22 protein-coding genes and 1 riboswitch are annotated in these 19,693 nt (G+C 68.3%); of the genes, 12 read left to right on the plus strand and 10 right to left on the minus strand.

The window, feature by feature from the left end; genetic code table 11:
- Positions 1–95 precede the first annotated feature (95 nt).
- Positions 96–530, plus strand: a complete 435-nt coding sequence (locus ACFQ9K_RS26370) for a DUF4254 domain-containing protein (RefSeq protein ID WP_378713892.1) — start codon at positions 96–98, stop codon at positions 528–530.
- A 27-nt stretch (positions 531–557) separates the two neighbouring features.
- Here ACFQ9K_RS26370 and ACFQ9K_RS26375 read toward each other — a convergent pair whose 3' ends face one another.
- Positions 558–1,691 (minus strand): AbrB family transcriptional regulator, encoded by a 1,134-nt coding sequence (locus ACFQ9K_RS26375; RefSeq protein ID WP_378713890.1) that lies wholly within the window; start codon positions 1,689–1,691, stop codon positions 558–560.
- A 256-nt stretch (positions 1,692–1,947) separates the two neighbouring features.
- A riboswitch (TPP riboswitch) is annotated at positions 1,948–2,063 on the plus strand.
- Here ACFQ9K_RS26375 and ACFQ9K_RS26380 point away from each other — a divergent pair.
- The gene (locus ACFQ9K_RS26380) at positions 2,060–3,448 is read left to right on the plus strand and encodes a purine-cytosine permease family protein (RefSeq protein ID WP_378713888.1); all 1,389 of its coding nucleotides are present in this window, start codon (positions 2,060–2,062) and stop codon (positions 3,446–3,448) included. It overlaps the preceding riboswitch by 4 nt.
- A gap of 16 nt (positions 3,449–3,464) precedes the next feature.
- Entirely contained in the window at positions 3,465–4,271 is an 807-nt protein-coding gene (locus ACFQ9K_RS26385) for a DUF72 domain-containing protein (protein WP_378713886.1), read from the plus strand.
- A 60-nt stretch (positions 4,272–4,331) separates the two neighbouring features.
- Here the strand turns inward: ACFQ9K_RS26385 and ACFQ9K_RS26390 are convergent, their stop codons facing one another.
- Positions 4,332–5,723, minus strand: coding sequence for a cystathionine beta-synthase (locus ACFQ9K_RS26390; protein WP_378713884.1), 1,392 nt, complete (start codon positions 5,721–5,723; stop codon positions 4,332–4,334).
- Positions 5,724–5,832: 109 nt separating this feature from the next.
- Here ACFQ9K_RS26390 and ACFQ9K_RS26395 point away from each other — a divergent pair, with 109 nt between their 5' ends.
- From ACFQ9K_RS26395 to ACFQ9K_RS26410, 4 genes are all read left to right on the plus strand, one after another.
- Positions 5,833–6,312, plus strand: coding sequence for a hypothetical protein (locus ACFQ9K_RS26395; protein WP_378713882.1), 480 nt, complete (start codon positions 5,833–5,835; stop codon positions 6,310–6,312).
- A gap of 98 nt (positions 6,313–6,410) precedes the next feature.
- Positions 6,411–7,301, plus strand: coding sequence for an SGNH/GDSL hydrolase family protein (locus tag ACFQ9K_RS26400; protein WP_378713881.1), 891 nt, complete (start codon positions 6,411–6,413; stop codon positions 7,299–7,301).
- Positions 7,302–7,341: 40 nt separating this feature from the next.
- On the plus strand, positions 7,342–8,562 hold the full coding sequence (locus ACFQ9K_RS26405; protein WP_378713879.1) for an acetyl-CoA C-acetyltransferase: 1,221 nt from the start codon (positions 7,342–7,344) through the stop codon (positions 8,560–8,562).
- Positions 8,563–8,709: 147 nt separating this feature from the next.
- Positions 8,710–9,030, plus strand: a complete 321-nt coding sequence (locus ACFQ9K_RS26410) for a DUF1330 domain-containing protein (RefSeq protein WP_378713877.1) — start codon at positions 8,710–8,712, stop codon at positions 9,028–9,030.
- 77 nt (positions 9,031–9,107) lie between these two features.
- Here ACFQ9K_RS26410 and ACFQ9K_RS26415 read toward each other — a convergent pair whose 3' ends face one another.
- The 3 genes from ACFQ9K_RS26415 to ACFQ9K_RS26425 all read right to left on the minus strand — a co-directional run bounded on the left by ACFQ9K_RS26415 (position 9,108) and on the right by ACFQ9K_RS26425 (position 11,971).
- Positions 9,108–9,968 (minus strand): Bax inhibitor-1/YccA family protein, encoded by an 861-nt coding sequence (locus ACFQ9K_RS26415; protein ID WP_378713875.1) that lies wholly within the window; start codon positions 9,966–9,968, stop codon positions 9,108–9,110.
- 124 nt (positions 9,969–10,092) lie between these two features.
- A complete protein-coding gene (locus ACFQ9K_RS26420; protein WP_378713873.1) occupies positions 10,093–11,244 on the minus strand; it encodes a class I SAM-dependent methyltransferase in 1,152 nt (383 codons plus the stop codon).
- A 118-nt stretch (positions 11,245–11,362) separates the two neighbouring features.
- Positions 11,363–11,971 (minus strand): hypothetical protein, encoded by a 609-nt coding sequence (locus ACFQ9K_RS26425; protein ID WP_378713871.1) that lies wholly within the window; start codon positions 11,969–11,971, stop codon positions 11,363–11,365.
- A 164-nt stretch (positions 11,972–12,135) separates the two neighbouring features.
- Between ACFQ9K_RS26425 and ACFQ9K_RS26430 the strand changes: the two genes are divergently transcribed.
- The 3 genes from ACFQ9K_RS26430 (at position 12,136) to ACFQ9K_RS26440 (ending at position 14,082) form a co-directional block, all read left to right on the plus strand.
- On the plus strand, positions 12,136–12,711 hold the full coding sequence (locus ACFQ9K_RS26430; RefSeq protein WP_378713869.1) for a hypothetical protein: 576 nt from the start codon (positions 12,136–12,138) through the stop codon (positions 12,709–12,711).
- A gap of 60 nt (positions 12,712–12,771) precedes the next feature.
- Positions 12,772–13,380 (plus strand): DUF6153 family protein, encoded by a 609-nt coding sequence (locus tag ACFQ9K_RS26435; RefSeq protein WP_378713867.1) that lies wholly within the window; start codon positions 12,772–12,774, stop codon positions 13,378–13,380.
- A gap of 84 nt (positions 13,381–13,464) precedes the next feature.
- The gene (locus ACFQ9K_RS26440) at positions 13,465–14,082 is read left to right on the plus strand and encodes a DUF305 domain-containing protein (protein WP_378713865.1); all 618 of its coding nucleotides are present in this window, start codon (positions 13,465–13,467) and stop codon (positions 14,080–14,082) included.
- Between the two features lie 74 nt (positions 14,083–14,156).
- On the opposite strand, the gene ACFQ9K_RS26445 is transcribed toward ACFQ9K_RS26440, so the two are convergent.
- The 4 genes from ACFQ9K_RS26445 to ACFQ9K_RS26460 all read right to left on the minus strand — a co-directional run bounded on the left by ACFQ9K_RS26445 (position 14,157) and on the right by ACFQ9K_RS26460 (position 17,536).
- Positions 14,157–14,936, minus strand: a complete 780-nt coding sequence (locus tag ACFQ9K_RS26445; RefSeq protein WP_378713864.1) for an alpha/beta fold hydrolase — start codon at positions 14,934–14,936, stop codon at positions 14,157–14,159.
- 27 nt (positions 14,937–14,963) lie between these two features.
- Complete coding sequence (locus ACFQ9K_RS26450; protein ID WP_378713863.1) at positions 14,964–15,398, minus strand: hypothetical protein; 435 nt, start codon at positions 15,396–15,398, stop codon at positions 14,964–14,966.
- Positions 15,399–15,680: 282 nt separating this feature from the next.
- On the minus strand, positions 15,681–16,016 hold the full coding sequence (locus tag ACFQ9K_RS26455; RefSeq protein ID WP_378713861.1) for a hypothetical protein: 336 nt from the start codon (positions 16,014–16,016) through the stop codon (positions 15,681–15,683).
- A gap of 98 nt (positions 16,017–16,114) precedes the next feature.
- The gene (locus ACFQ9K_RS26460; RefSeq protein WP_378713860.1) at positions 16,115–17,536 is read right to left on the minus strand and encodes a three-helix bundle dimerization domain-containing protein; all 1,422 of its coding nucleotides are present in this window, start codon (positions 17,534–17,536) and stop codon (positions 16,115–16,117) included.
- Positions 17,537–17,780: 244 nt separating this feature from the next.
- On the opposite strand from ACFQ9K_RS26460, the gene ACFQ9K_RS26465 reads away from it, so the two are divergent.
- Entirely contained in the window at positions 17,781–18,584 is an 804-nt protein-coding gene (locus ACFQ9K_RS26465) for an SDR family oxidoreductase (RefSeq protein ID WP_378713859.1), read from the plus strand.
- 4 nt (positions 18,585–18,588) lie between these two features.
- Here ACFQ9K_RS26465 and ACFQ9K_RS26470 read toward each other — a convergent pair whose 3' ends face one another.
- Positions 18,589–19,068 carry a Dps family protein gene (locus tag ACFQ9K_RS26470; RefSeq protein ID WP_378713858.1) on the minus strand — a complete coding sequence of 160 codons (480 nt, stop codon included), beginning with the start codon at positions 19,066–19,068 and terminating at the stop codon, positions 18,589–18,591.
- A gap of 117 nt (positions 19,069–19,185) precedes the next feature.
- On the opposite strand from ACFQ9K_RS26470, the gene ACFQ9K_RS26475 reads away from it, so the two are divergent.
- Positions 19,186–19,650 carry a DUF4240 domain-containing protein gene (locus tag ACFQ9K_RS26475; RefSeq protein ID WP_378713857.1) on the plus strand — a complete coding sequence of 155 codons (465 nt, stop codon included), beginning with the start codon at positions 19,186–19,188 and terminating at the stop codon, positions 19,648–19,650.
- Positions 19,651–19,693 lie beyond the last annotated feature (43 nt).

Below are 19,693 nucleotides of genomic sequence, written 5' to 3' on the forward strand. Positions count from 1 at the left end.
CGATGTCACCGACACGCCGAAGTAAGCGGCGCACTCTTGTCTCGGATTCGGCATCAGGGCAATGCCTCCCGCCTGACGTCACCCGGAGGTGCACGATGAAGACCTTGTCAGCCGACCCCTCATTGCCGGATCAACGCGAACTGGTCGCCGCCTTCGGCAGCCGCGCCGGCGATCCGAACACCGACCATCCGCTGATCGACCTCGCCCGCCGGTTGGCCACGCTGCACCGGCAGCGGCCGGGCAATCCGCTCGGCGCCGCCGGAATCGACTGCCGCCGCGCCGAATTGGTCGCCGCCATCGATAACTGGGTGGCGACCCAGCTCCCGCGCCGCAGCTGCACCGAGCACCTGCGCACCGGCTCGCTCGGCGCCACCGTCGATCGCATGGCCGCGGCACACGCGCACGCCAGCCATCTGCTGCACACCGCCGAAAAGGTCTCCGACCTGCGGGTGCACGCGGCGTGGTATCGGCTCGCCGCGTTGGCCGACGAATGGACGGATCTGATCGTGGGCGCGGTGCGAAAAGCGTAGCGGGGCAGGGGGTCCGCGCAGACCGGGTCAGGCCACCAGCTCAGGCTGCGCCAGCTGTAACTGCCGCGCCGAGAACCAGCGCATCGCCTTCGCGAGCAACGGCAGCATCAACACCATCAGCAGCAGCCGCATGCTCTGCACACACGTGATGAGCGGCAAGTTCGCGTCCATCGACTCGGCCGTGGCCAGCACCGCGTTGATGCCGCCGGGCGTGGTGGCGAGGTAGATGTCGGACAGCTCGAGATCGACGAAGGTAGCCACCGCGAAGGCGAGTCCGGCGACGATCGCGGACAACGCGACGATCGTGACCGTCATGCCGGGAATCATCCTGGCCATCTCGCGGACGACGGTCCGGGTGAAGCGAGTTCCGACCTCGAAACCGATGAGCACGAACAGCAGATCCTTGAACAGGTTCGTCGGCGCGTACCCGTGGCTGACGCCCAGCGCGGTCAGCACCGCGGTCATCAGCATCGGCCCGATCAGCGCCGGGCTGGGCAGCCCGAGCCGCCTGCCCAGCTTGGTGCCGATGACGCACAGCATCACCGCGATGGACAACCCGGCGACCTGATCCCCGCGCCCGACGATCATCCAGAACGGCAGATCGGGATTGGTCACCGCGCCGCCGAGCGTCACCTTCTCGTTGCTCAGCCCGCCGCCGCTGTTGCTCAGCAGCGCGCCGAGGGCCGGCGCGCTGACCGCGACCAGCGCGACCCGCAGGTACTGCATGAACGCCACCTGACGCGGATCGGCGTCCATATCGTCGGCCACCGCCACCACCGCCGCGGAACCACCGGCCAGCAGCCCGAGCGTCGCGGTCGGCAGTTCGACGTGCGCGAAGCGGGCGAACACCACCGCGACCAGCAGGCTGATCAACAGCGTCGCCACGGTCACCGCGAGCACCGGAATCAACGCCAGCCCGATGCTCGACAGCAGCGAGATCTCCAGGTAACTGCCCATCAACACACCGAGCATGGACTGCACGCCGCACGACAGCTGGCGGGGCATCGGCGCCGGCAATTTCCCGGCCAATGCGAGGGCGCCGCCGACGACGATCGCGAGAATCATCTGCGGCGCGGGAAAATTCACCCGATCGAGCAACTCGGCCCCGGCAAGCACCGAGGTAAGCAGAGCTACCCAACCGATCACTTGCCTCCGAGTCATACCTCGTGATCCTGGCCCTAGACGGTGAACAGACCGTTACAACTCCGTTATCGCGGTTAACGGCCGGTGTGATCCCGGCCGCAGGACACCAATCCCCAGTTCAGAACGGACATTTCCCAAGCCCTGCGTTGGTTCGTACTCTGCCCGGTTTCCACCATACCGATTCGAGCGAACTTGCAGTTCACAGCGGTTCACCGGCCCCGGAAGCGCGAATCGCACGGACCGCCGAATCGCCACGTGTACTATTCGCCCGAACCACCCCCACCGCGGGAGCTCGGGCAAGGCCGGGCTGAGAGGGCGGACCCCAGCGCTTCGCCGACCGCATGAACCTGTCCGGGTAATGCCGGCGTAGGAAGAGCGTTTCGGGCATGTCTTCATCGACCCTGCACAACTCCGAACGGCACGAGGCCCCCTTCACCCTCGACGAGCCCGCCCCGAAGGTGCTGTCCTTCTGGGACCAGAGCGCATTCTGGGCAAACCTGGGTGTCAGCCTCATCGCCTTCTCCGGCGCGTACACCGTGCTGGCCCCGAATTCCGACGGCGCGCCACAGATTTCCATCTCGGCGGGCATCCTCGCGATGATCGTCGGCACGGTCGTCGGGGGTCTGATGCTCGGCTTGGCAGCCATCCCCGGCGCGAAGACCGGCAAGCCGGCGATGGTCCTGCTGCGCGGCCTGTTCGGCGCGAAACTCAGTTATCTGCCGACCGTTTTGAACATCGCCCAGCTGATCGGCTGGGGCACCTTCGAATTGATCGTGATCGGCGACGCGGCCGACGAACTGTTCGGCGGCGGTCCGCACTGGCTCTACGTGGTGGCCGCCGGCGTGCTCACCACGGCGCTGACCATCTGGCCGCTCGGTTCGGTGCGGCTGCTGCGCCGGTTCGTCACGATCGGCGTGGTGATCGCGCTGATCTGGTTCTACATCCAGTTCTTCCGCACCGGGCTGCCCGATCTGTCGGCCAATCCCGGCCCGCACGGCAGCGGCCCGTTCGGCGCCGACTGGAACCTCTTCTGGATCGCCACCGACGCGGCGCTGGCGGTGTCCATCTCCTGGGTGCCGGTGGCCGCGGACTACACCCGGCACTCGCGCAGCACCGGGTCGGCGTTCGGCGCGGCCAGCGGGGCCTACGCGGTCACCCAGATCGTGGCCTACACGCTCGGCCTGTTCGCGCTGGCCCGAGCGACCGGAGACGGCCAGTACTCGCCGTTCCTCCAGGTGAGTCTGGGCGGCCTGTTCTTCTTCGTGTTCGTGCTGCGCGAGGCGGACCAGTCGTTCGCCAACGTGTACTCCACCGCCGTCTCCATCCAGAACCTGGCGCCGCGCATCGATCGGCGGATCCTGTCGATCGGGCTGGGCGTGCTGATCACGGTGCTGGCGTTGCGGCTGAACATGGCCAACTACTTCGGCTTCCTCGGGCTGATCGGCTCGGTGTTCGTGCCGCTGCTCGGCGTGCTCGTCGCCGACTTCTTCCTGCGCGCGAAGGGCGACTGGAACACCGCCGATGACGCCCCGCCGCGCTGGGGGATGATCCTCGCCTGGCTGGCCGGGCTCTCGGTGTACCAGCTGATCAATCCGGGCGATGCCGGTGTGTGGACCGACTTCTGGGTGCACGTGCAGGAGCTGCTGCACTTCACCAAGCAGGCGTGGATGAGCGCGTCGCTGCTGTCGTTCCTCGCGGCGCTGGTGGTCGCCTGGGCGTTCGGCCGGGTCTCGACGCTCCGGCGTGCCCGGGTAACCGGCGGCGCGTCCGCCTGACTGCCACGATGGAGTGATGGGCGAGATCAGGATCGGCACGTCGGGGTGGGTGTACCCGCCCTGGCGTGGCGTCTTCTACCCCAAGGGGGTGACGCAGAAGCGTGAGCTCGCCTATCTGTCGCAGCAGCTGAACAGCGTCGAGATCAACGGCTCGTTCTATGCGCTGCAACGCCCGTCGAGCTATCAGAACTGGGCGGGTCAGACGCCGGACGATTTCGTGTTCGCGGTGAAGGGCAGCAGGTTCATCACCCACATGAAGCGACTGCGCGACGGCGACGAGTTGCTGGCCAACTTCCTCGCCTCCGGCCTGCTGGCCCTCGGGCCCAAATTGGGCCCGATCCTCTGGCAGCTACCGCCCAACTTCCCGTTCGATCCGGAGGTGCTGGCCGACTTCTTCGGCCACCTCCCGCGCACCACCACGCAGGCCGTGGAAATAGCGAAACAACATGACCATCGGGTGGATCCGGCCTATACGACCACCGACGCGGATCGTCCGCTGCGGCACGCCTTGGAGATCCGGCACCCCAGCTTCGGCACGCCGGAATTCACCGACCTGCTGACCGAACACGGGATCGCCCTCGTAATCGCCGACGCCGCGGGCAAATTCCCGTTGATCGAGGAGGTCACCGCGGACTTCGTCTACCTCCGGCTGCACGGCCACGACGAGCTCTACGTCAGTGGCTACACCGACGAGGGCCTCGACCTGTGGGCCGACAAGATCCGCGCCTGGTCCGCCGACCACGACGTCTACTGCTATTTCGACAACGACGCCAAGGTCATGGCCCCGCGCGACGCCCTGGCCCTGCGCGCCCGCCTCGCGTAGCCGGGGCCCGAGTTCCCGGACCCCGACCGGCCTTCCGCGACAACGGATCTCGTGCGCGACTCAGTGGCCCAGCGTGCCGATGCTCAGGAAGCCGAGCAGGTCGTGCCGGGTGATGACGCCGACCGGCTTACCCTCCTCGACCACCATCAACGCGTCGGTGTCCGACAGCGCCTTGGTCGCCGCGGAGATCGGCTCGCCCGCGCCGATCAGCGGGAACGACGGGCTCATGTGCTTGCCGACCGAATCCGTCAGGTGCGCACGGCCTTCGAACACCGCCGAGAGCAGATCGCGCTCCGAGACGCTGCCCGCGACCTCGCCCGCCATCACCGGCGGCTCCGCGCCGACCACGGGCATCTGCGAGACGCCGTATTCGCGCAGGATCTCGATCGCGTCGCGCAGGGTCTCCGACGGATGGGTGTGCACCAGGTCGGGCAGCTCGCCGGACTTGCCCCGCAGCACGTCGCCGACCAGCGGTTCGACCATGCTGCCGTCCAGCCGCTCGCGCAGGAAGCCGTAGGAGCTCATCCACTGATCGTTGAAGATCTTGGACAGGTAGCCGCGGCCACCGTCGGGCAGCAGCACCACGACCACGGCGTCCGGGTCGCGCTTGGCGACCTCGATGGCCGCGACCACGGCCATGCCGCACGAGCCGCCGACCAGCAGGCCCTCCTCGCGGGCCAGGCGGCGGGTCATGTCGAAGGAGTCCGCGTCGGAGACGGCGATGATCTCGTCCGGGATGGCCGGGTCGTAGGCCGACGGCCAGAAGTCCTCGCCGACGCCCTCGACCAGGTACGGCCGTCCGGTGCCACCGGAATACACCGAGCCCTCGGGATCGGCGCCGATGACCTTCACCTTGCCGCCGGACACCTCCTTGAGGTAGCGCCCGACGCCGGTGATGGTGCCACCGGTGCCGACGCCCGCGACGAAGTGGGTGACCTTGCCCTCGGTGTCGCGCCAGATCTCCGGGCCGGTGGTCTCGTAGTGGCTGTCCGGGCCGCCCGGGTTGGAGTACTGATCCGGCTTCCACGCGCCGTCGATCTCGCCGACGAGACGGTTGGACACGCTGTAGTAGCTGGCCGGATCCTCCGGCGCGACGGCGGTCGGGCACACGACGACCTCGGCGCCGTACGCGCGCAGCACGTTGCGCTTGTCCTCGCTGACCTTGTCCGGGCAGACGAAAACGCAGTGGTAGCCGCGTTGCTGGGCGACCAGGGCGAGACCGACGCCGGTGTTGCCGGAGGTGGGTTCGACGATGGTGCCACCGGGGCGTAGCTGTCCGGACTTCTCCGCGGCGTCGATCATCTTCACCGCGATCCGGTCCTTGGAGCTACCACCCGGGTTCAGGTATTCGATCTTGGCCGCCACCAGTCCGGCGTTCGGGCCTACAACAGAGTTCAACCGGACCAGCGGCGTATTGCCGATGAGGTCCACGACATGGTCGGCGATGCGCATGCGCCCCATAGTTCCAGATGGACCCGATGTGAGTTGGCGCACGCCACGCACAAGCCCGTCCGGCGGGACAAACCGGGATTCCAGCAAACCCCCATTTAGGATCCGAACCATGAAGCAGCCGAACATCGCCAGGGCCGGCGTTGTTCTGGCCGGAGCGGCACTGGCCGCGCTGGTCGGACCGGGCGCGCAGGCGAACGCAGTCACCATCGAATTCCCTCAGGTGCCGACGCTCGCCTACGGCGGCTGGTGCGGGACGACCATTCGCACCTGGGCAGATGTCAGTTCGGCGTGGCCGGGCCGGGCCATCTTCAACATGCGTGCGCTGCCGGTGATCGGCGTCGGCCCCGGCGACTATCCGCTGGCGCCGCTGTGCGAGGTGCACACGATGGTGGACTGGCGCAACACCACCACCGGCGCGGTGGGCCGGTACGAGGACACCATCGTCACCGGCCTGTACGGCAGCGTCCAGTACGCGCTGTTCCAGGACACCGGCCCCGGCCACGTCGAGGTCACGATCAGCACCGACGCGGCGAGTATCCCGGCGCACGGCCGGTTCGACGTTCCGGCTCCGGCTGCCCCGCCTGCGTAAAGTCGGTACATTTCTGATGTGAGCGAGCGTCAGCGAGCGAACCAGGGACACAGCGCGCCTGGGCGCACCGCGGAACCGAGCGGCGGCGAGGTGGAGTCGTGAACGCACCACGCATCGGCTGGCGTACGGCCGCGGTGACCGGTGCCGCAACCGTCCTGGCCGGTTCGGGCACCGGCGCCGCGTGGTGGGTGACCTCTCGACTGTTGATGGCGCAGGCCGGCGCGGCGCGTGGCGTCATCGGCCGCGACACCTCGAAACCCCCTGAAGCGGACGGCATATACACCGCGGGCTGCCTGGCTCCGGAGCGCTGGCGCTCCGGCAAGCAGGCGGATCTGCACCTGATGATCTTCGGTGACTCCACCGCGGCCGGGGTCGGCTGCCTGGTCGCCGACGAGGTGCCCGGCGTGCGCCTGGCCCGCGGCCTGGCGGTGGCTACCGGGCAGCGAATCCGGTTGAGCACCAAGGCGATCTCCGGCGCCACGTCCAAGGGACTGTCCGGTCAGGTCGACGCCATGTTCGTGGCCGGGCCGCCGCCGGACGCCGCGGTCATCCTGATCGGCGCCAACGACATCACCAAGAAGCACTCGGTCCGCGCGTCCGCGCGCAGGCTGGCCGCCGCGGTCGCCCGGCTGCGCACCGCCGACAGCGTGGTCGTGGTCGGCACCTGCCCGAATCTGGGCACGGTGACCGCGATTCCGCAGCCGCTGCGCACGGTCGTGCACAACTGGAGCGTGCGGCTGGCCAAGGCCCAGACGGCGGCCACGGCGGTGGCCGGCGGCCGTCCGGTGCCGATGGGTTATCTGCTCGCGCCGGAGTTCCGCGCGCAACCCGAACTGCTGTTCTCCGCCGACGGCTTCCATCCGTCGGCCGCGGGCTACGAATTGGCCGCCGCGCAACTACTTCCGGTCCTGCTCGAGGCTTTGGCCGAGGTGACCCCGCCTTCCCGTGCTCCGGGACGGGACGTAGATTCGGTAAGAACCCGCGAGTAACAACAGCGGTTCGCACGTTCCTTACGACAAAGGAGTCCTCATGCCTGAGGCTGTCATCGTCTCGACCGCCCGCTCCCCTATCGGCCGGGCGGCCAAAGGATCGCTGGTCGACATGCGGCCCGACGATTTGACCACCCAGATCGTCCGCGCGGCGCTCGACAAGGTGCCCGCCCTGGACCCCGCCCAGATCGATGATCTGATCCTCGGCTGCGGTTCCCCCGGTGGCGAGTCCGGCTTCAACATGGCCAGGATCGTCGCGGTCCAGCTCGGCTACGACTTCGTGCCCGGCACCACCGTGCACCGCTACTGCGCGTCGTCGTTGCAGTCCACCCGGATGGCCTTCCACGCGATCAAGGCCGGCGAGGGTCACGCGTTCATCTCCGCGGGCGTCGAGACCGTGTCCCGGTACAAGAACGGCTCCGCCGACAGCTGGCCGAACACGCAGAACGAGCTCTTCGCCGAGGCGCAGGCGCGCACCGCGAAGGCCGCCGAGGGCGGCGCGGGCGTCTGGCACGATCCGCGCGAGGACGGCCTGATCCCGGACGCCTACATCGCGATGGGCCAGACCGCGGAGAACGTGGCCGGCTTCACCGGCATCACCCGCGAGGAGCAGGACCGCTGGGGCGTCCGGTCGCAGAACCGGGCCGAGGAAGCGATCAAGAACGGTTTCTTCGAGCGCGAGATCACCCCGGTCACGCTGCCCGACGGCTCCGTGGTGTCCAAGGACGACGGCCCGCGCGCCGGGGTCACCTACGAGGCGGTCAGCAAGCTGAAGCCGGTCTTCCGCCCGGACGGCACGGTCACCGCGGGCAACTGCTGTCCGCTCAACGACGGCGCCGCCGCGCTGGTCATCATGAGCGACACCAAGGCCAAGGAACTCGGCCTGACCCCGCTGGCCCGCATCGTGTCCACCGGCGTCTCCGGCCTGTCCCCGGAGATCATGGGCCTCGGCCCGATCGAGGCGTGCAAGCGCGCGCTCGCGCTGGCGGGCAAGTCGATCGACGACATCGACCTGGTCGAGATCAACGAGGCGTTCGCGGTGCAGGTGCTCGGCTCGGCCCGCGAGCTGAAGATCGACGAGGACAAGCTGAACGTCTCCGGCGGCGCCATCGCGCTCGGCCACCCGTTCGGCATGACCGGCGCGCGCATCACCACCACCTTGATCAACAACCTGCAGACCTACGACAAGCAGTTCGGTCTGGAGACCATGTGCGTCGGCGGCGGCCAGGGCATGGCGATGGTCATCGAGCGGCTCAGCTGAGCTGAATGATTCGCCGAAAGGGCGGTCATCCGGTTTCCGGATGGCCGCCCTTTCGCGTCCGCGGGATTACCTGGCAGGTAATCGCTTTCGCTACGCCGAGCCGGAAAGATGAACAGCGCCAACGGAACAACTGCTCAGGAGTCCACGATGCCCGCGTACGCGATCGCCCATCTGCACAACGTCGACGTCAACGCCGAAATCGTCGAGTACCTGCGCCGGATCGACGCGACCTTGGCGCCGTTCGGCGGGCGGTTCATCGTGCACGGCGGCAAGCAGACCGTGCTGGAGGGGCCTGCGGACGGCAACGTCATCGTGATCGAGTTCCCGGATTCGGCTGCGGCACGCGGCTGGTACGACTCGCCGGCGTATCGCGAGATCCTGCCGTTGCGCACGGAGAACTCGATCGGCATCGCGGTGCTGGCCGAGCATTGCGGCGACGACCACGTGGCCACCGACGTCCTCGGCTGACCCGATACGCGGAACGGGTGGCCACCGGAATCCGGTGACCACCCGTGGTCAGCTCAGCGGGTCGCAACCCGCCGCCGTCAATCGTTGTTGAAGTAGCTCAGCAGTCGCAGGATCTCGACGTACAGCCACACCAGGGTGACGGTCAGGCCGAGCGCAACGCCCCAGGCCGCCTTCTCCGGCGCCTGCGCGCGGATCAGCTGATCGGCGGCGTCGAAGTCGAGCAGGAAGCTGAACGCGGCGATCGCGATGACCACCAGGCTGAAGATGATCGCCAGCGGGCCGCCGTCACGCAGGCCGAGGCCGCCGGAGATGAAGAAGCTGGCGACCAGGTTGCCCAGTGCGAGCACCAGCACGCCGATCATGGCGCCGACGACCATCCGGGTGAAGCGCGGCGTCACGCGAATCGCGCCGGTCTTGTAGACGACCAGCATGCCCGCGAACACACCAAACGTGCCGAGTACGGCCTGCGCGATCATCGCGCTGCCGCCGACCCCGCCGAAGGAGATGTTGGTGAACATGAACGACAGCGCGCCGACGAACAGGCCCTCGAACACCGCGTAGGACAACACGATGACCGGGTTGTCCATCTTCCTGGCGAACGTCGCGACGAGCACCAGCACCAGGCCGACCAGGCCGCCGCCGATGACGAACAGCGGGGCCAGCGAGTTGTTCGCGTTGGTCAGGCCGTAGGAGATAATCGCCGACAGCGCCAGCACGCCCAGCGTGATGGCCGTCTTGGTCACCACGTCGTCGATGGTCATGGCGCGGGTCGCGGTGGGCTGCTGGTACGGCTGCGGCTGCTGGTACTGCTGGCCGTACTGATTACCGAACTGCTGGCCCATCTGGCCCGCCCCGGTCACGCCCGAACCGAAGTTGGCGTAGCCACCACCCTCTTGCCGAGGCAAGTTTCGGAAAACCGGATTGCTTGTGCTACGCACTTGCGTCCCTTTCTGGTCGTTGCCGCTGTTCGTCGAGCTCTCGCTCGAGAACCAACTGCTAGGTCCAACGTTTGCTGCGCGGCGCAAGTTCCCGAGGGAGTCGCCGACGCGGACAATTCGGACTCTACCGCTGCTGCGCGTCGCGCAGGCCACGCACGGACCGAGTGACCGTGAACTTGCGGTTGCGCCCGACCACGTCGGTGCGGCCGACCATGCGCTCGATCACCCCGCGATAGTTGAGATGTGAGTTGAAAACCGTCCACAGCTCGCCGCCCGGACGCAGCACGCGACCGGTCTCGGCGAACATCTTGATCGCCGATCCGGTGTGCACGGCGGCGCCGACGTGGAACGGCGGATTGCACAGCACGAGGTCGGCGCTGTTGTCGGCGGCCGAGGACATGGCGTCGTCGCGCACCACGGTGACCCGTTCCGCGACCCCGTTGACGGCCACGGTCGCCCGCGCCGAGGCCACCGCGGCCGCGGATTGATCGGTGCCGAGCACCCGGAGCGCGGGCCTGGCCCTGGCCAGCGCGACGGCCAGTATCCCGGTGCCGCAGCCGAGGTCGATGGCCTCGCGGGCGTCGGGCTTCATCCACTTGAGGTGGTCCAGCAGGAACCGGGTGCCGATGTCCAGGCGAGCGCCGGAGAAGGCGGCGCCGTGCGCGACCACGTCGATGCCGAGCTCGTCGAGCCGGTCGCGGACCGGGAACGGCGGATCGCCGACCGGCTTCGGCCCGCTGACCAGCAGCGTGCGTGACTTCTGCCGGCCACGGCTGGCCCGCACCTCGGAAAACGATTGGGCCAGAATCTCGTTCATCGACTTGGTCAGATACTTGTCCCGGCCGCCCGCGACCACCACCACCTCGGGGTCGGCGTAGCGCGCGATGGCGTCGGCGACCTCGGCGAGTCCGGCGAGCGCACGCGGCAGCCGGAGCAGCACCACGCGGACGCCGCTCAGCAACTCGGGGCCGAGCGGATACGCGGTGTAGCGATCTGCGTAGCCGAGGGCGCGGGCGTTGTTGGCGAGCGCGAGCTCGCCGGTCAGCAGATCCTGGTACACCCGGACGCCGCGCAGGTCGTGCGCGGCGATCGCGCCGATGGTCAGCGCGCCGTACGCGTCACCGAGGATAGCTATCTTCCCGCTATCGGCGACGGCGAGAGCCTCGTCGGCGACGTCGAGGATCAGCCGGTCGGCGGCATCCACGGCATAGAGGTTTAACGCCTCCACATCCGGATACCGCCGCAGCCGGCTCAGCACGTCCTCGATATCTGCCACTCCTCAAGTGTGCTAGATCGTTGCCCCAGGGTCACATCGACCCCGGCAAACCGGCGCCAGCAAACCGCACAGTCTCATGTTCATTTGCCATAACTCATAGTGCCACAGCAGATTTCACTCAATTGACGCCGGCTTTGCCGCCGGTGGGGGTCACCGCATGCCACACCCCGCCGACCCCTTGACCGAGCAGATCGCCCGCCTTCTGGTCCTTGGCGAAGAAGTAGACCGGCCAGCCCGCGATGGTGATTTGGCATGCGCCATCAGCACGTTCGACGAAGCCGACGAGTTGCGGGTCCACACCGGCGGCGTACACGGCCTGACCGCGCTGCACGAGCAGCGGCGGCCAGGTGGCGGCGCAGGCGCCCGCGCAGTTCGACTTCGGCGGCTTCGCGGTGTCGTTGTCGAATCGGTACAGCGCGCGGTCCGTGGCCGTAACGTACTGTCCGACAGCGTTATTGTTCGCGATCGTGAGCTGAACGGCATTCGTGCCGGTCGGCGCCGTTCCGCTATACACCTCGAGCCAGCCCTGCGTCTTGGCCGGCGCCTGGCTCTGCGGCGCACCCGCCGGAGCCACCGCCGAGGTCGTTGCCGCCACCGGAGCAGGTGCGGGCGCGGGCACCGCCTTCGCCGAGTCGGAGCTTCCGCACGCACTCAGCAAACCGGCGAGAATCACCGAGGCAGCGGCGAATGGCAGTGCGGCTCGCTGGAAGTGCTTGGTCGACAGCATTATTCAGATCCTCCGGATCGATCGATGACGCGCGATTCGCGTCCGGTCATCGACAACTACGAGACAGCCCCGCGCCCGGTTCACCCGAAAGTACTTCCGACGGCAAACATCGAGAAACCCGCAAATCCCGCGCAGCGCCCGGCTCGCGGTTTACCATCAGCCCCATGCGTAACAGGATGGTGTTGACCATCGCCGCTGCGACGGCACTGCTCGCGGGCTGCGGCGACAACGGATCCACCGCCGGCACCCCTGCGACGACCACCCCGTCCACCGCGACGGTGGCCGAGGCGCCGAAGGTCCCGCACGACGCCACGCCCAAACGCGGCCCGGCCTCCGGCGACGCGGGCCTGACCGTCACCGGCATCCGGATCGGTCACCAGCCCGGCTTCGACCGCGTCGTCTACGACCTCGGCGGCCAGGGCACCCCCGGCTGGATCGTCCAGTACGCCGACCGGGCCGTGCAGGACGGCAGCGGCAAGCCGGTGGACGTGGCCGGGAAATCCATCCTCGAGGTGCAGATTCTCGGCTCGGCGTACCCGTTCGACAGCGCCGTGGCGCCGTACGCGGGTCCCGACCCCGCCACCGATCCGAGCGCCCCCGGCATCGCGGGCGTGTACCGCAACACCGTGTTCGAGGGCACCACGCAGTCGTTCATCGGCGTGAACGCGGACCGGCCCGGGTTCGTCGTCAGCGCGCTGAGCAACCCGACCCGGCTGGTCATCGACGTCGCCACCCCGTAGGTACCCGTACCGCCAGGGGGTATCGACACCGGAGCGGATCGTCGTCACTACACTGGCCGCGTGGTCGAACAGCACCTGCCGCTCCGCGCATCCGGGCTCGCCCGGGCGCTCGGCGTGCTGGTGCTCCTCGCCGGAATCGTGGCGATGCATGCGGCGGTGTTCGCGGTGCACGGCCACGCGGTGGCGGCCGCCGCCGATCATGCGCCGGCGGGTAGCGACCCGACCGACGACATGGGGCAGATGCCAGACTTCGGTGCGACACACCACGAGTACGCCCTGATGAACGGGACGACCTCGCGCACCGTGCCGGACGACACCACGCCGGACACGCTGCCGGCCGACCACCGTATCACCGGAAAAGATGGCCGAGGCCGCCTGGCGACGTCGACGACCCACACCGGGCCCGCCGTGCTGCCCGACGCCGATCACGGTGCGCCGAAACCGGATTGCGCGGGCGGCGGATGCAGCGGCACGCACGGCGGAATGCACGGCTGTGTGTTCATCCTGGCCGCCGCTGCGCTGCTGCTCGCGCTGGTCCTGTTGTACCGGCTAGGCCTCCCCCACCCCGGCAATGACGTTGCGCGACTGCGTCATCGGCGGCCACGGCGGGAACGTGCACCGCCGTGGACCGTGCTCTCCCTAGCCGAATTGTCGATTCTGCGGATCTGACAGGTACCCGGCGACCCGCTCGAACGGTCGCCGTGTTCGTCCTGCCCGAATTCCGATCATGCGCAATTCCCAAGGAGTACAACCATGTTCATCAGCCGTACCCGCATCACCACCGCCGTCGTCGCCGGCACCGCGGCCACCGCCCTCGTCCTGAGCGGCTGTAGCGACAACGACGCCATGCCCGGCATGGAGCACGGCACGTCCAGCACCCTCGCGTCCGCGAGCGCGCCGGCGTCCCGCACCGACTTCAACGACGCCGACGTCACCTTCCTCCAGATGATGTACCCGCATCATGCCCAGGCGGTCGACATGGCGAAGCTGGTGCCGAGTCACAGCCAGAACCAGCAGTTGCGCACCCTCGCCGCGAACGTCGAGCGGGCTCAAGCCCCCGAGTTGCAGCAGATCACCACCCTGCTGCAAAGCTTCGGCAAGCCCGCCCCGACCGCGGGCGGACACGGCGGCCACACCATGCCCGGCATGATGAGCGCCGACCAGATGACCGCACTGCAAGCGGCCGCCGGCCCGGACTTCGACCGGCAGTGGCTGACCATGATGATCGAGCACCACACCGGCGCGGTCGCCATGGCCGAGACCGAACTCGCCGACGGCACGAACGCCGAGTCGAAGGCCTTGGCCCGCACCATCATCGACAGCCAGCGGGCGGAGATCGACACCATGCGCGGCATGCTCGGCCAGGGCTGATCTGACGGCGGGTCGCACCGGGATACCCCTCCGGCCCCGGTGCGGCCTGCCTCGGGCCACACCGACCGCGCCGGTCACGGCATCTGCTGAGGCGCGCCGCTCTGCTCGAAGAACTTCTCCAGCAGCGCGTTGAACGGCGCACCGGTGTCCGGCACCAGGTGTCCCATCCCCGCGCATACCGCGCGTTCGGCGCCGGTCTGTTCGGCGATGGCGTCGCAGATGATCTCGTTCGCCTCCAGGTGCCCGCCGGAGACCACCAGGATCGGAAAGCCCGCCGACCGGAGCAGTCGCATGGGCGGCGCGGCCTCGTCCGGCGGCCGCGCGCCTTGCAGCCGCCGCATCCCGTCGGTCAGCACCCGCGGCACCGATTCCCCGAGGGCGACGGGTACCCCTTCGACCTCGAAGAACCGCGCCAACGCAGTCTCCGCCGGCAGGTCCAGGTCTTCGATCAGGGCGCGCGTCGCGGCGGACATGTCGTCGACCGCGGGGTTGCCGCGGGCGATGCCGAACAACGGCGGCTCGACAACGGTGAGCGATCGGACGTGCTCGGGTCGCAGGGCCGCGGCATACATCGACACGATCGCGCCGTAGGACAACCCGACCAGATGCACCGGCCGGTCCAGCAGCTGATCGGCGAGCAGCCGCGCTTCCGGCTCGAAATCCTGCCGTCCCGCCGCGGGCGTCCCGCCGTGACCGGGGCGGTCCGGCGCGAGCAGGGTCCACCGTTCGGTCAGCGGTCGTTGCGCGCGCCAGGCTCCGCGGCCGCCGAGAATCCCGCCGTGCACCAGCACGACCGGCGGCCCCGCGCCCCACCGGTGCACGTGCAGCCGGACATCGGGATTCGTCGGATCCATTCGTTTTGTCTCCTTCGGAGTCCTGGTTTACCGAGGTGTGCTGGGCGGTCCGCACTTCTCCATGTTGACCTGGGTCATGTGCAGGGTGGCCTTGGCGATCTCCGGGCCGACGGAGGCGATCGTGGCCTGGCCCTTCGAAATCGCCCGGTAGCCCGCGCTGATCGTGTCGATATCGCCGGCCACCTCGGCGGGCGCGTCGCCCTTGATCTGATCGAACAGGTCGGCGGTCTGCCCGTAGTCGAGGTTGTTGATGTCCGACTTCGAGCCCAGTTCCCTCGTCTTGAGCGACAACTGGATCATCTGCTGGCAGTAGTCCCCCGGGGTGCCCGGGCTCTGTGCCGCCGCTGCCGCGGGGCTGCTGGTGGCCGGGGCGGCGCTGCTGCTCTTGTCGTCGGAGCAGGCGGCGCCCGCGCCGGCGACCAGGACGGTGAGCGCGATCGTGCAGAGTGTTCGGCGATTCATGGACGTTCCTCCGAGCGTTGCTGGCTGATGCTGCGGTCGATACTCCGGGGCTTACGTCTCACCGACCTTTCACCCGCATCTCAGCGAATTGCCGCCGGTACTGCACCGATCGAGCACAGGTCACAGCACCCGACCGCCCACGCGCTCATCAGACAGCGAGCCCGCGGCCGAGTTCCGCGGCGGGTGCGCGAGGCCGAAGACCGGGTGCCGATCAGCGCGTCGAGTTCGGCCCCGGCCGGGTAGTCGACGGAATCGCCGCTTGCACAACGCGAATCGGCGGACTCACTTTCCGGGCGGGACGATGACCTGCCAGGCGGGGGCGTCCTGGGGTGCGTGGCCGGCGCGCTTGCGTCCGCGCAGGAGCTCGAATGCCACGAGCGCCGCGCCCGCGAGCAGGGTCACCACGGCGAAAATCGTGATGGCGAGGGCCGCGCTGCCGAAGCCCCACATCGCGACCACAGCGGCCACGACGGCGATGATCACGCCGATGAACAGCAGCCCGAAGCCGGCCCAGTTCCGCGTATTGGCCAATGTTTCGCCTGGCTGCGGCTCCGTGGCGCGGGTGATATCCGCGGCGCCATCGAGCGGGGGAATCTCGTATGGACCGTCGACTGTCATGCTGGTTTACCTCACGCCGCGATACCGGCTGGTCGGCCGGTACCTGATGCGACAATTATGCCCCGACAGCGTCCGCCGAAACCCGGCGGCGATCCGGATCAGTTGTAGGACTTGCCGACTCCGTCGAGCAGCCGCTCCAGTGTGTCGAAGGTCGGCGTGGTGATCACGTCGATGAGGTCGGCGGCGACCGGAATCCGGTGCTCGGTGGTCACCGCGGCGAATTGAGCGGCATCGCCGGTGCGGAAGCCGTGCACCGCCGCGAGGCGTTGCAGTTCGGGATCGGTGGACAGCAGCCGGCCGACCCGGTCGCCCGCCTCGCCGAACGGCACCAGCGTGTGCCGGGACATGATGGTCGGCGACGGGTACAGCAGCGTCATGTCTGGCTTGATCTGGCCGCGCACGGTGGCGTCCACGAACTGCGACTCGTAGATCCAGACCAGCGGCGTCGGGCCCAGGCCGGCGGCGAGATAAGCGTCGAAGGGGCCCTCGCTGCTGCTCTGCGTGTAGCCCTGCCCGACGAAAAGCCTTGACACCGTCGGGATTACGTCCTGCTCGGCGGAGGTTCCCTGCACGATCGTGTTGTTGTTCGCGACATAGCCCGCGATCGCCAGGTACATCGCCGCGGAGTTCGAGCTGCGCGGATCGGTCGTGGAGATCAGCACGTTCTTGCGCACCGAGTACACGGTGTTGTCGCCGAGCTGGTCCCACCGCGTGTTGTTGCCGACCATGCGCAGATACGGAGCCATGTCGAAGGTCGGCACCGGACCCTGGTGCACCACACCGGCTTTGGCGAGCAGATCCGCGATCGGGGTGAACGTCGCGATCGCCATCGGCGAGGAGAACGGAATGTACTTCGCACTCACGTTGCGCTGCCGTTGAATTCGCTCCGCGGCCTGCTCACTCGACGGAAACGCGAACGCGTACTTCCCGAGATCCACCGAAGTGGCGATCTCCCGCGACCCCGCCGAGTCCACCTCGACCTCGAATCCGTTGCGCGCCAGCACCTGCGCCACCTTCGGATCCTGGAAGAACGACATCTTCTCGGACCCGACCACGCCGCGCACCAGCGTCAGCGACGACGCCCCCGGCGCCGCCGCCCGCGGCGGCGAACTCGGCTGCCGCACCGCCAGCGCCACCGCGACCACGGTCACCACCACCAGCGCCGCCACTACCGCGGCAACCGCCGCGGGCGCGAAACGCTTGTTCGCCGACCAGGTTTCCCGAAACGCGGCGGGCAATCGACGGTCACCCGTTTCCGCCTGATGCTTGGCCCTGCGCGTCCGCGCGGTATCGGGACCGGCAGCCGCCGCCACCTCCCCCGCACCTTCCAGCTGTCGACGGACATACCGCTCGACCAGAATCGGAATGAACGTCCGCACCGGATGCCCGGCGAACCGCCGTCGAGCCGCCTCCACCATCCCCTCGATGTGCTCCGCAGAGTAAGTGCCGCCGAAGTTTTCGACCAACCGCTCCGTCAACTGATGAATCGCCTGTTCCTCACGAACAGTGTCGACAACCACCACATTCTCCTCGACATCCGAGCGGCCTACACGTCCCCGCGACAGCTCCCCAACCCCATCGCGCCGGCCAACCCTAGCCCCATCTCACCCCCCGCCACCTGCCCCGATCGCCACCACCCACAAAGTTCAATCCCCCACCCCCAACCCGAAACCCCCCGTTGCTCCCCCGTTTCCCGCACCGAACCACCCGCCTCGGGAGCGAGCGGCTATCGTCGGCTGGAGTCGCCGCTCAAGGAGAACACTTATGCCTCGTACTGCTGTTGTCACCGGTGCTTCGTCCGGGATCGGGAAGGCGACCGCCGCGGCGTTGGTGGCGCGGGGGTATCGGGTGATCGGGACCAGCCGGAAGCCGGAGGGAATCTCCGATGCGGCTCGGGTGGCGGGGGTGGAGTACCGGGCCCTCGATTTGACCGACGCCGGGTCGATCGAGGCGTTCGTGGCCGGGCTCGGCGAGGTCGACGTGCTGGTCAACAACGCCGGGGAGAGTCAGGCGGGGCCGCTGGCGGAGCTGCCGACCGGCGCGGTGGAGCGGCTGTTCCGGCTCAATGTGCTCGGCCCGGTCGCCCTGACCCAGGCCGTGCTGCCGGGCATGCGGGAGCGCGGGTACGGGCGGGTGGTGATGGTGGGATCGATGATTGCCAGCTTCCCGATGCCGTACCGGTCGTCCTATGGCGCGACCAAGGCGGCGCTGAAGGGTTTCGCGGTGGCGGCGCGGTTCGAGGAGTCCCCCTTCGGGGTGTGGATCTCGACTGTCGAACCGGGTCAGATCAATACGGGGCTGCGCGAGCGCCGGACGAAGTATCTGAACGAAGGTTCGCCGCACACCGCCGATTTCACCAGGTTCATCGCGAAATTGGATGAGGCACAGGGGAAAGGCATCACCGCCGAGCGGGTGGCGGACACGATCGTGCAGGCCGTCGAGGCCGACCGGCCGCGCCCGCTCTACGCCGTCGGCAGCAATGCCCCGGTGATGTTCGCGGTGCGCAGGCTGCTGCCGCGCACGGTGATGGAACGTCTCATCGCGCGCGTACACGGCCTGTCGCGCTAGCCGCTCAGTCGGCCGCGACCTGGGCCTGCCACATCCAGTGCAGCTGCTCTAGCCGCGCCGCGATGCCGATGAGCAGGTCCTGCGTGACCGGGTCGGCCTTCTCGGTCGCCTCGATCCGCTCGCGCAGGCCCTTGATCACCGCGGTCAGATTGCCGACGATCCCGTCGATCACGGCGGTGTCCTGCTGCCAGCCGTCGGGGAACCCTGGCGCACCGGTCTCCTTGGCCACGGTCGCCGCCCGGCCGTCCGGGCTCACCCCGATCGCGGTCGCCCGCTCGGCCGCGGCATCGGTGAAGTCCCTTGCCGCCGTAACCAATTCGTCCAACGCCAGATGCACCGACCGGAAGTTCCGGCCGATCACATTCCAGTGCGCCTGCTTGGCGATCAGCGACAGGTCGATCAGATCGATCACGGTGGCGCGGAGCGCCTCCCCCGCGATCTTCTGCTGCTCCGCGTCGAGGGTGCTGGTGATGGGTTGGCTCATCGTTCACGCCTTTCTGGTCGGATCGGGGTCACTCACCGTCTACCCACCTCGCGCGGCCTAAACGTCCGCAGTGATGAGCGCCATGTCCCGTCGGCCCGCCCTGATACCGTCCGCCGCGTGAGTGAGCTCCCCACCGCGGCCGACGAGACCCGGTTCTGGACCATTATCGAATCGGCCTGGCAGTTGGTCGGCGACGAATCCGCCACCCTCCGCCGAGCCCTGATCCACCGGGACAACGACGATGCCGCGTACGCCATCGACCAGCACCTGCCCGTGTTCCTCGATCACCTGCGAGCGCTCAGCGAGCCGCTGTCCACCGAGGACCTGACCGCACTGGACCGTCTGCTGGAGCGAAAGCTCTATGACCTAGACCGCGCCGACATCCACGAGGTCACCGACGGCTCCGACGACGGATTCCTGTACTGCCGCGGCTTCATCGTCGCCATGGGCCAGGACTTCTACGCCGCGGTGACCGCCGATCCCACCGTGGCAGTGGTCGACAACAACCGCGTCGGCGACTTCCCCCGAACCGGTTCCGGCATCTCCCGCGAATCCTTCGCCAACCCGGCAGGCTGGAACTAACTACCACCTCAGACATACACCCTGCATAAAGATCTACTTGAAC

Source organism: Nocardia sp. NPDC056564, from assembly GCF_042793755.1.
In the GTDB taxonomy this organism is placed as follows: Bacteria; Actinomycetota; Actinomycetes; order Mycobacteriales; family Mycobacteriaceae; genus Nocardia.

Bases quoted from the DNA above. Each gene is read 5' to 3' on its own strand.
- ACFQ9K_RS26370 (WP_378713892.1), top strand. From the start codon at position 96: ATGAAGACCTTGTCAGCCGACCCCTCATTGCCGGATCAACGCGAACTG.
- ACFQ9K_RS26375 (WP_378713890.1), bottom strand. From the start codon at position 1,691: ATGACTCGGAGGCAAGTGATCGGTTGGGTAGCTCTGCTTACCTCGGTG.
- ACFQ9K_RS26380 (WP_378713888.1), top strand. From the start codon at position 2,060: ATGTCTTCATCGACCCTGCACAACTCCGAACGGCACGAGGCCCCCTTC.
- ACFQ9K_RS26385 (WP_378713886.1), top strand. From the start codon at position 3,465: ATGGGCGAGATCAGGATCGGCACGTCGGGGTGGGTGTACCCGCCCTGG.
- ACFQ9K_RS26390 (WP_378713884.1), bottom strand. From the start codon at position 5,723: ATGCGCATCGCCGACCATGTCGTGGACCTCATCGGCAATACGCCGCTG.
- ACFQ9K_RS26395 (WP_378713882.1), top strand. From the start codon at position 5,833: ATGAAGCAGCCGAACATCGCCAGGGCCGGCGTTGTTCTGGCCGGAGCG.
- ACFQ9K_RS26405 (WP_378713879.1), top strand. From the start codon at position 7,342: ATGCCTGAGGCTGTCATCGTCTCGACCGCCCGCTCCCCTATCGGCCGG.
- ACFQ9K_RS26410 (WP_378713877.1), top strand. From the start codon at position 8,710: ATGCCCGCGTACGCGATCGCCCATCTGCACAACGTCGACGTCAACGCC.
- ACFQ9K_RS26425 (WP_378713871.1), bottom strand. From the start codon at position 11,971: ATGCTGTCGACCAAGCACTTCCAGCGAGCCGCACTGCCATTCGCCGCT.
- ACFQ9K_RS26430 (WP_378713869.1), top strand. From the start codon at position 12,136: ATGCGTAACAGGATGGTGTTGACCATCGCCGCTGCGACGGCACTGCTC.
- ACFQ9K_RS26440 (WP_378713865.1), top strand. From the start codon at position 13,465: ATGTTCATCAGCCGTACCCGCATCACCACCGCCGTCGTCGCCGGCACC.
- ACFQ9K_RS26445 (WP_378713864.1), bottom strand. From the start codon at position 14,936: ATGGATCCGACGAATCCCGATGTCCGGCTGCACGTGCACCGGTGGGGC.
- ACFQ9K_RS26450 (WP_378713863.1), bottom strand. From the start codon at position 15,398: ATGAATCGCCGAACACTCTGCACGATCGCGCTCACCGTCCTGGTCGCC.
- ACFQ9K_RS26455 (WP_378713861.1), bottom strand. From the start codon at position 16,016: ATGACAGTCGACGGTCCATACGAGATTCCCCCGCTCGATGGCGCCGCG.
- ACFQ9K_RS26465 (WP_378713859.1), top strand. From the start codon at position 17,781: ATGCCTCGTACTGCTGTTGTCACCGGTGCTTCGTCCGGGATCGGGAAG.
- ACFQ9K_RS26470 (WP_378713858.1), bottom strand. From the start codon at position 19,068: ATGAGCCAACCCATCACCAGCACCCTCGACGCGGAGCAGCAGAAGATC.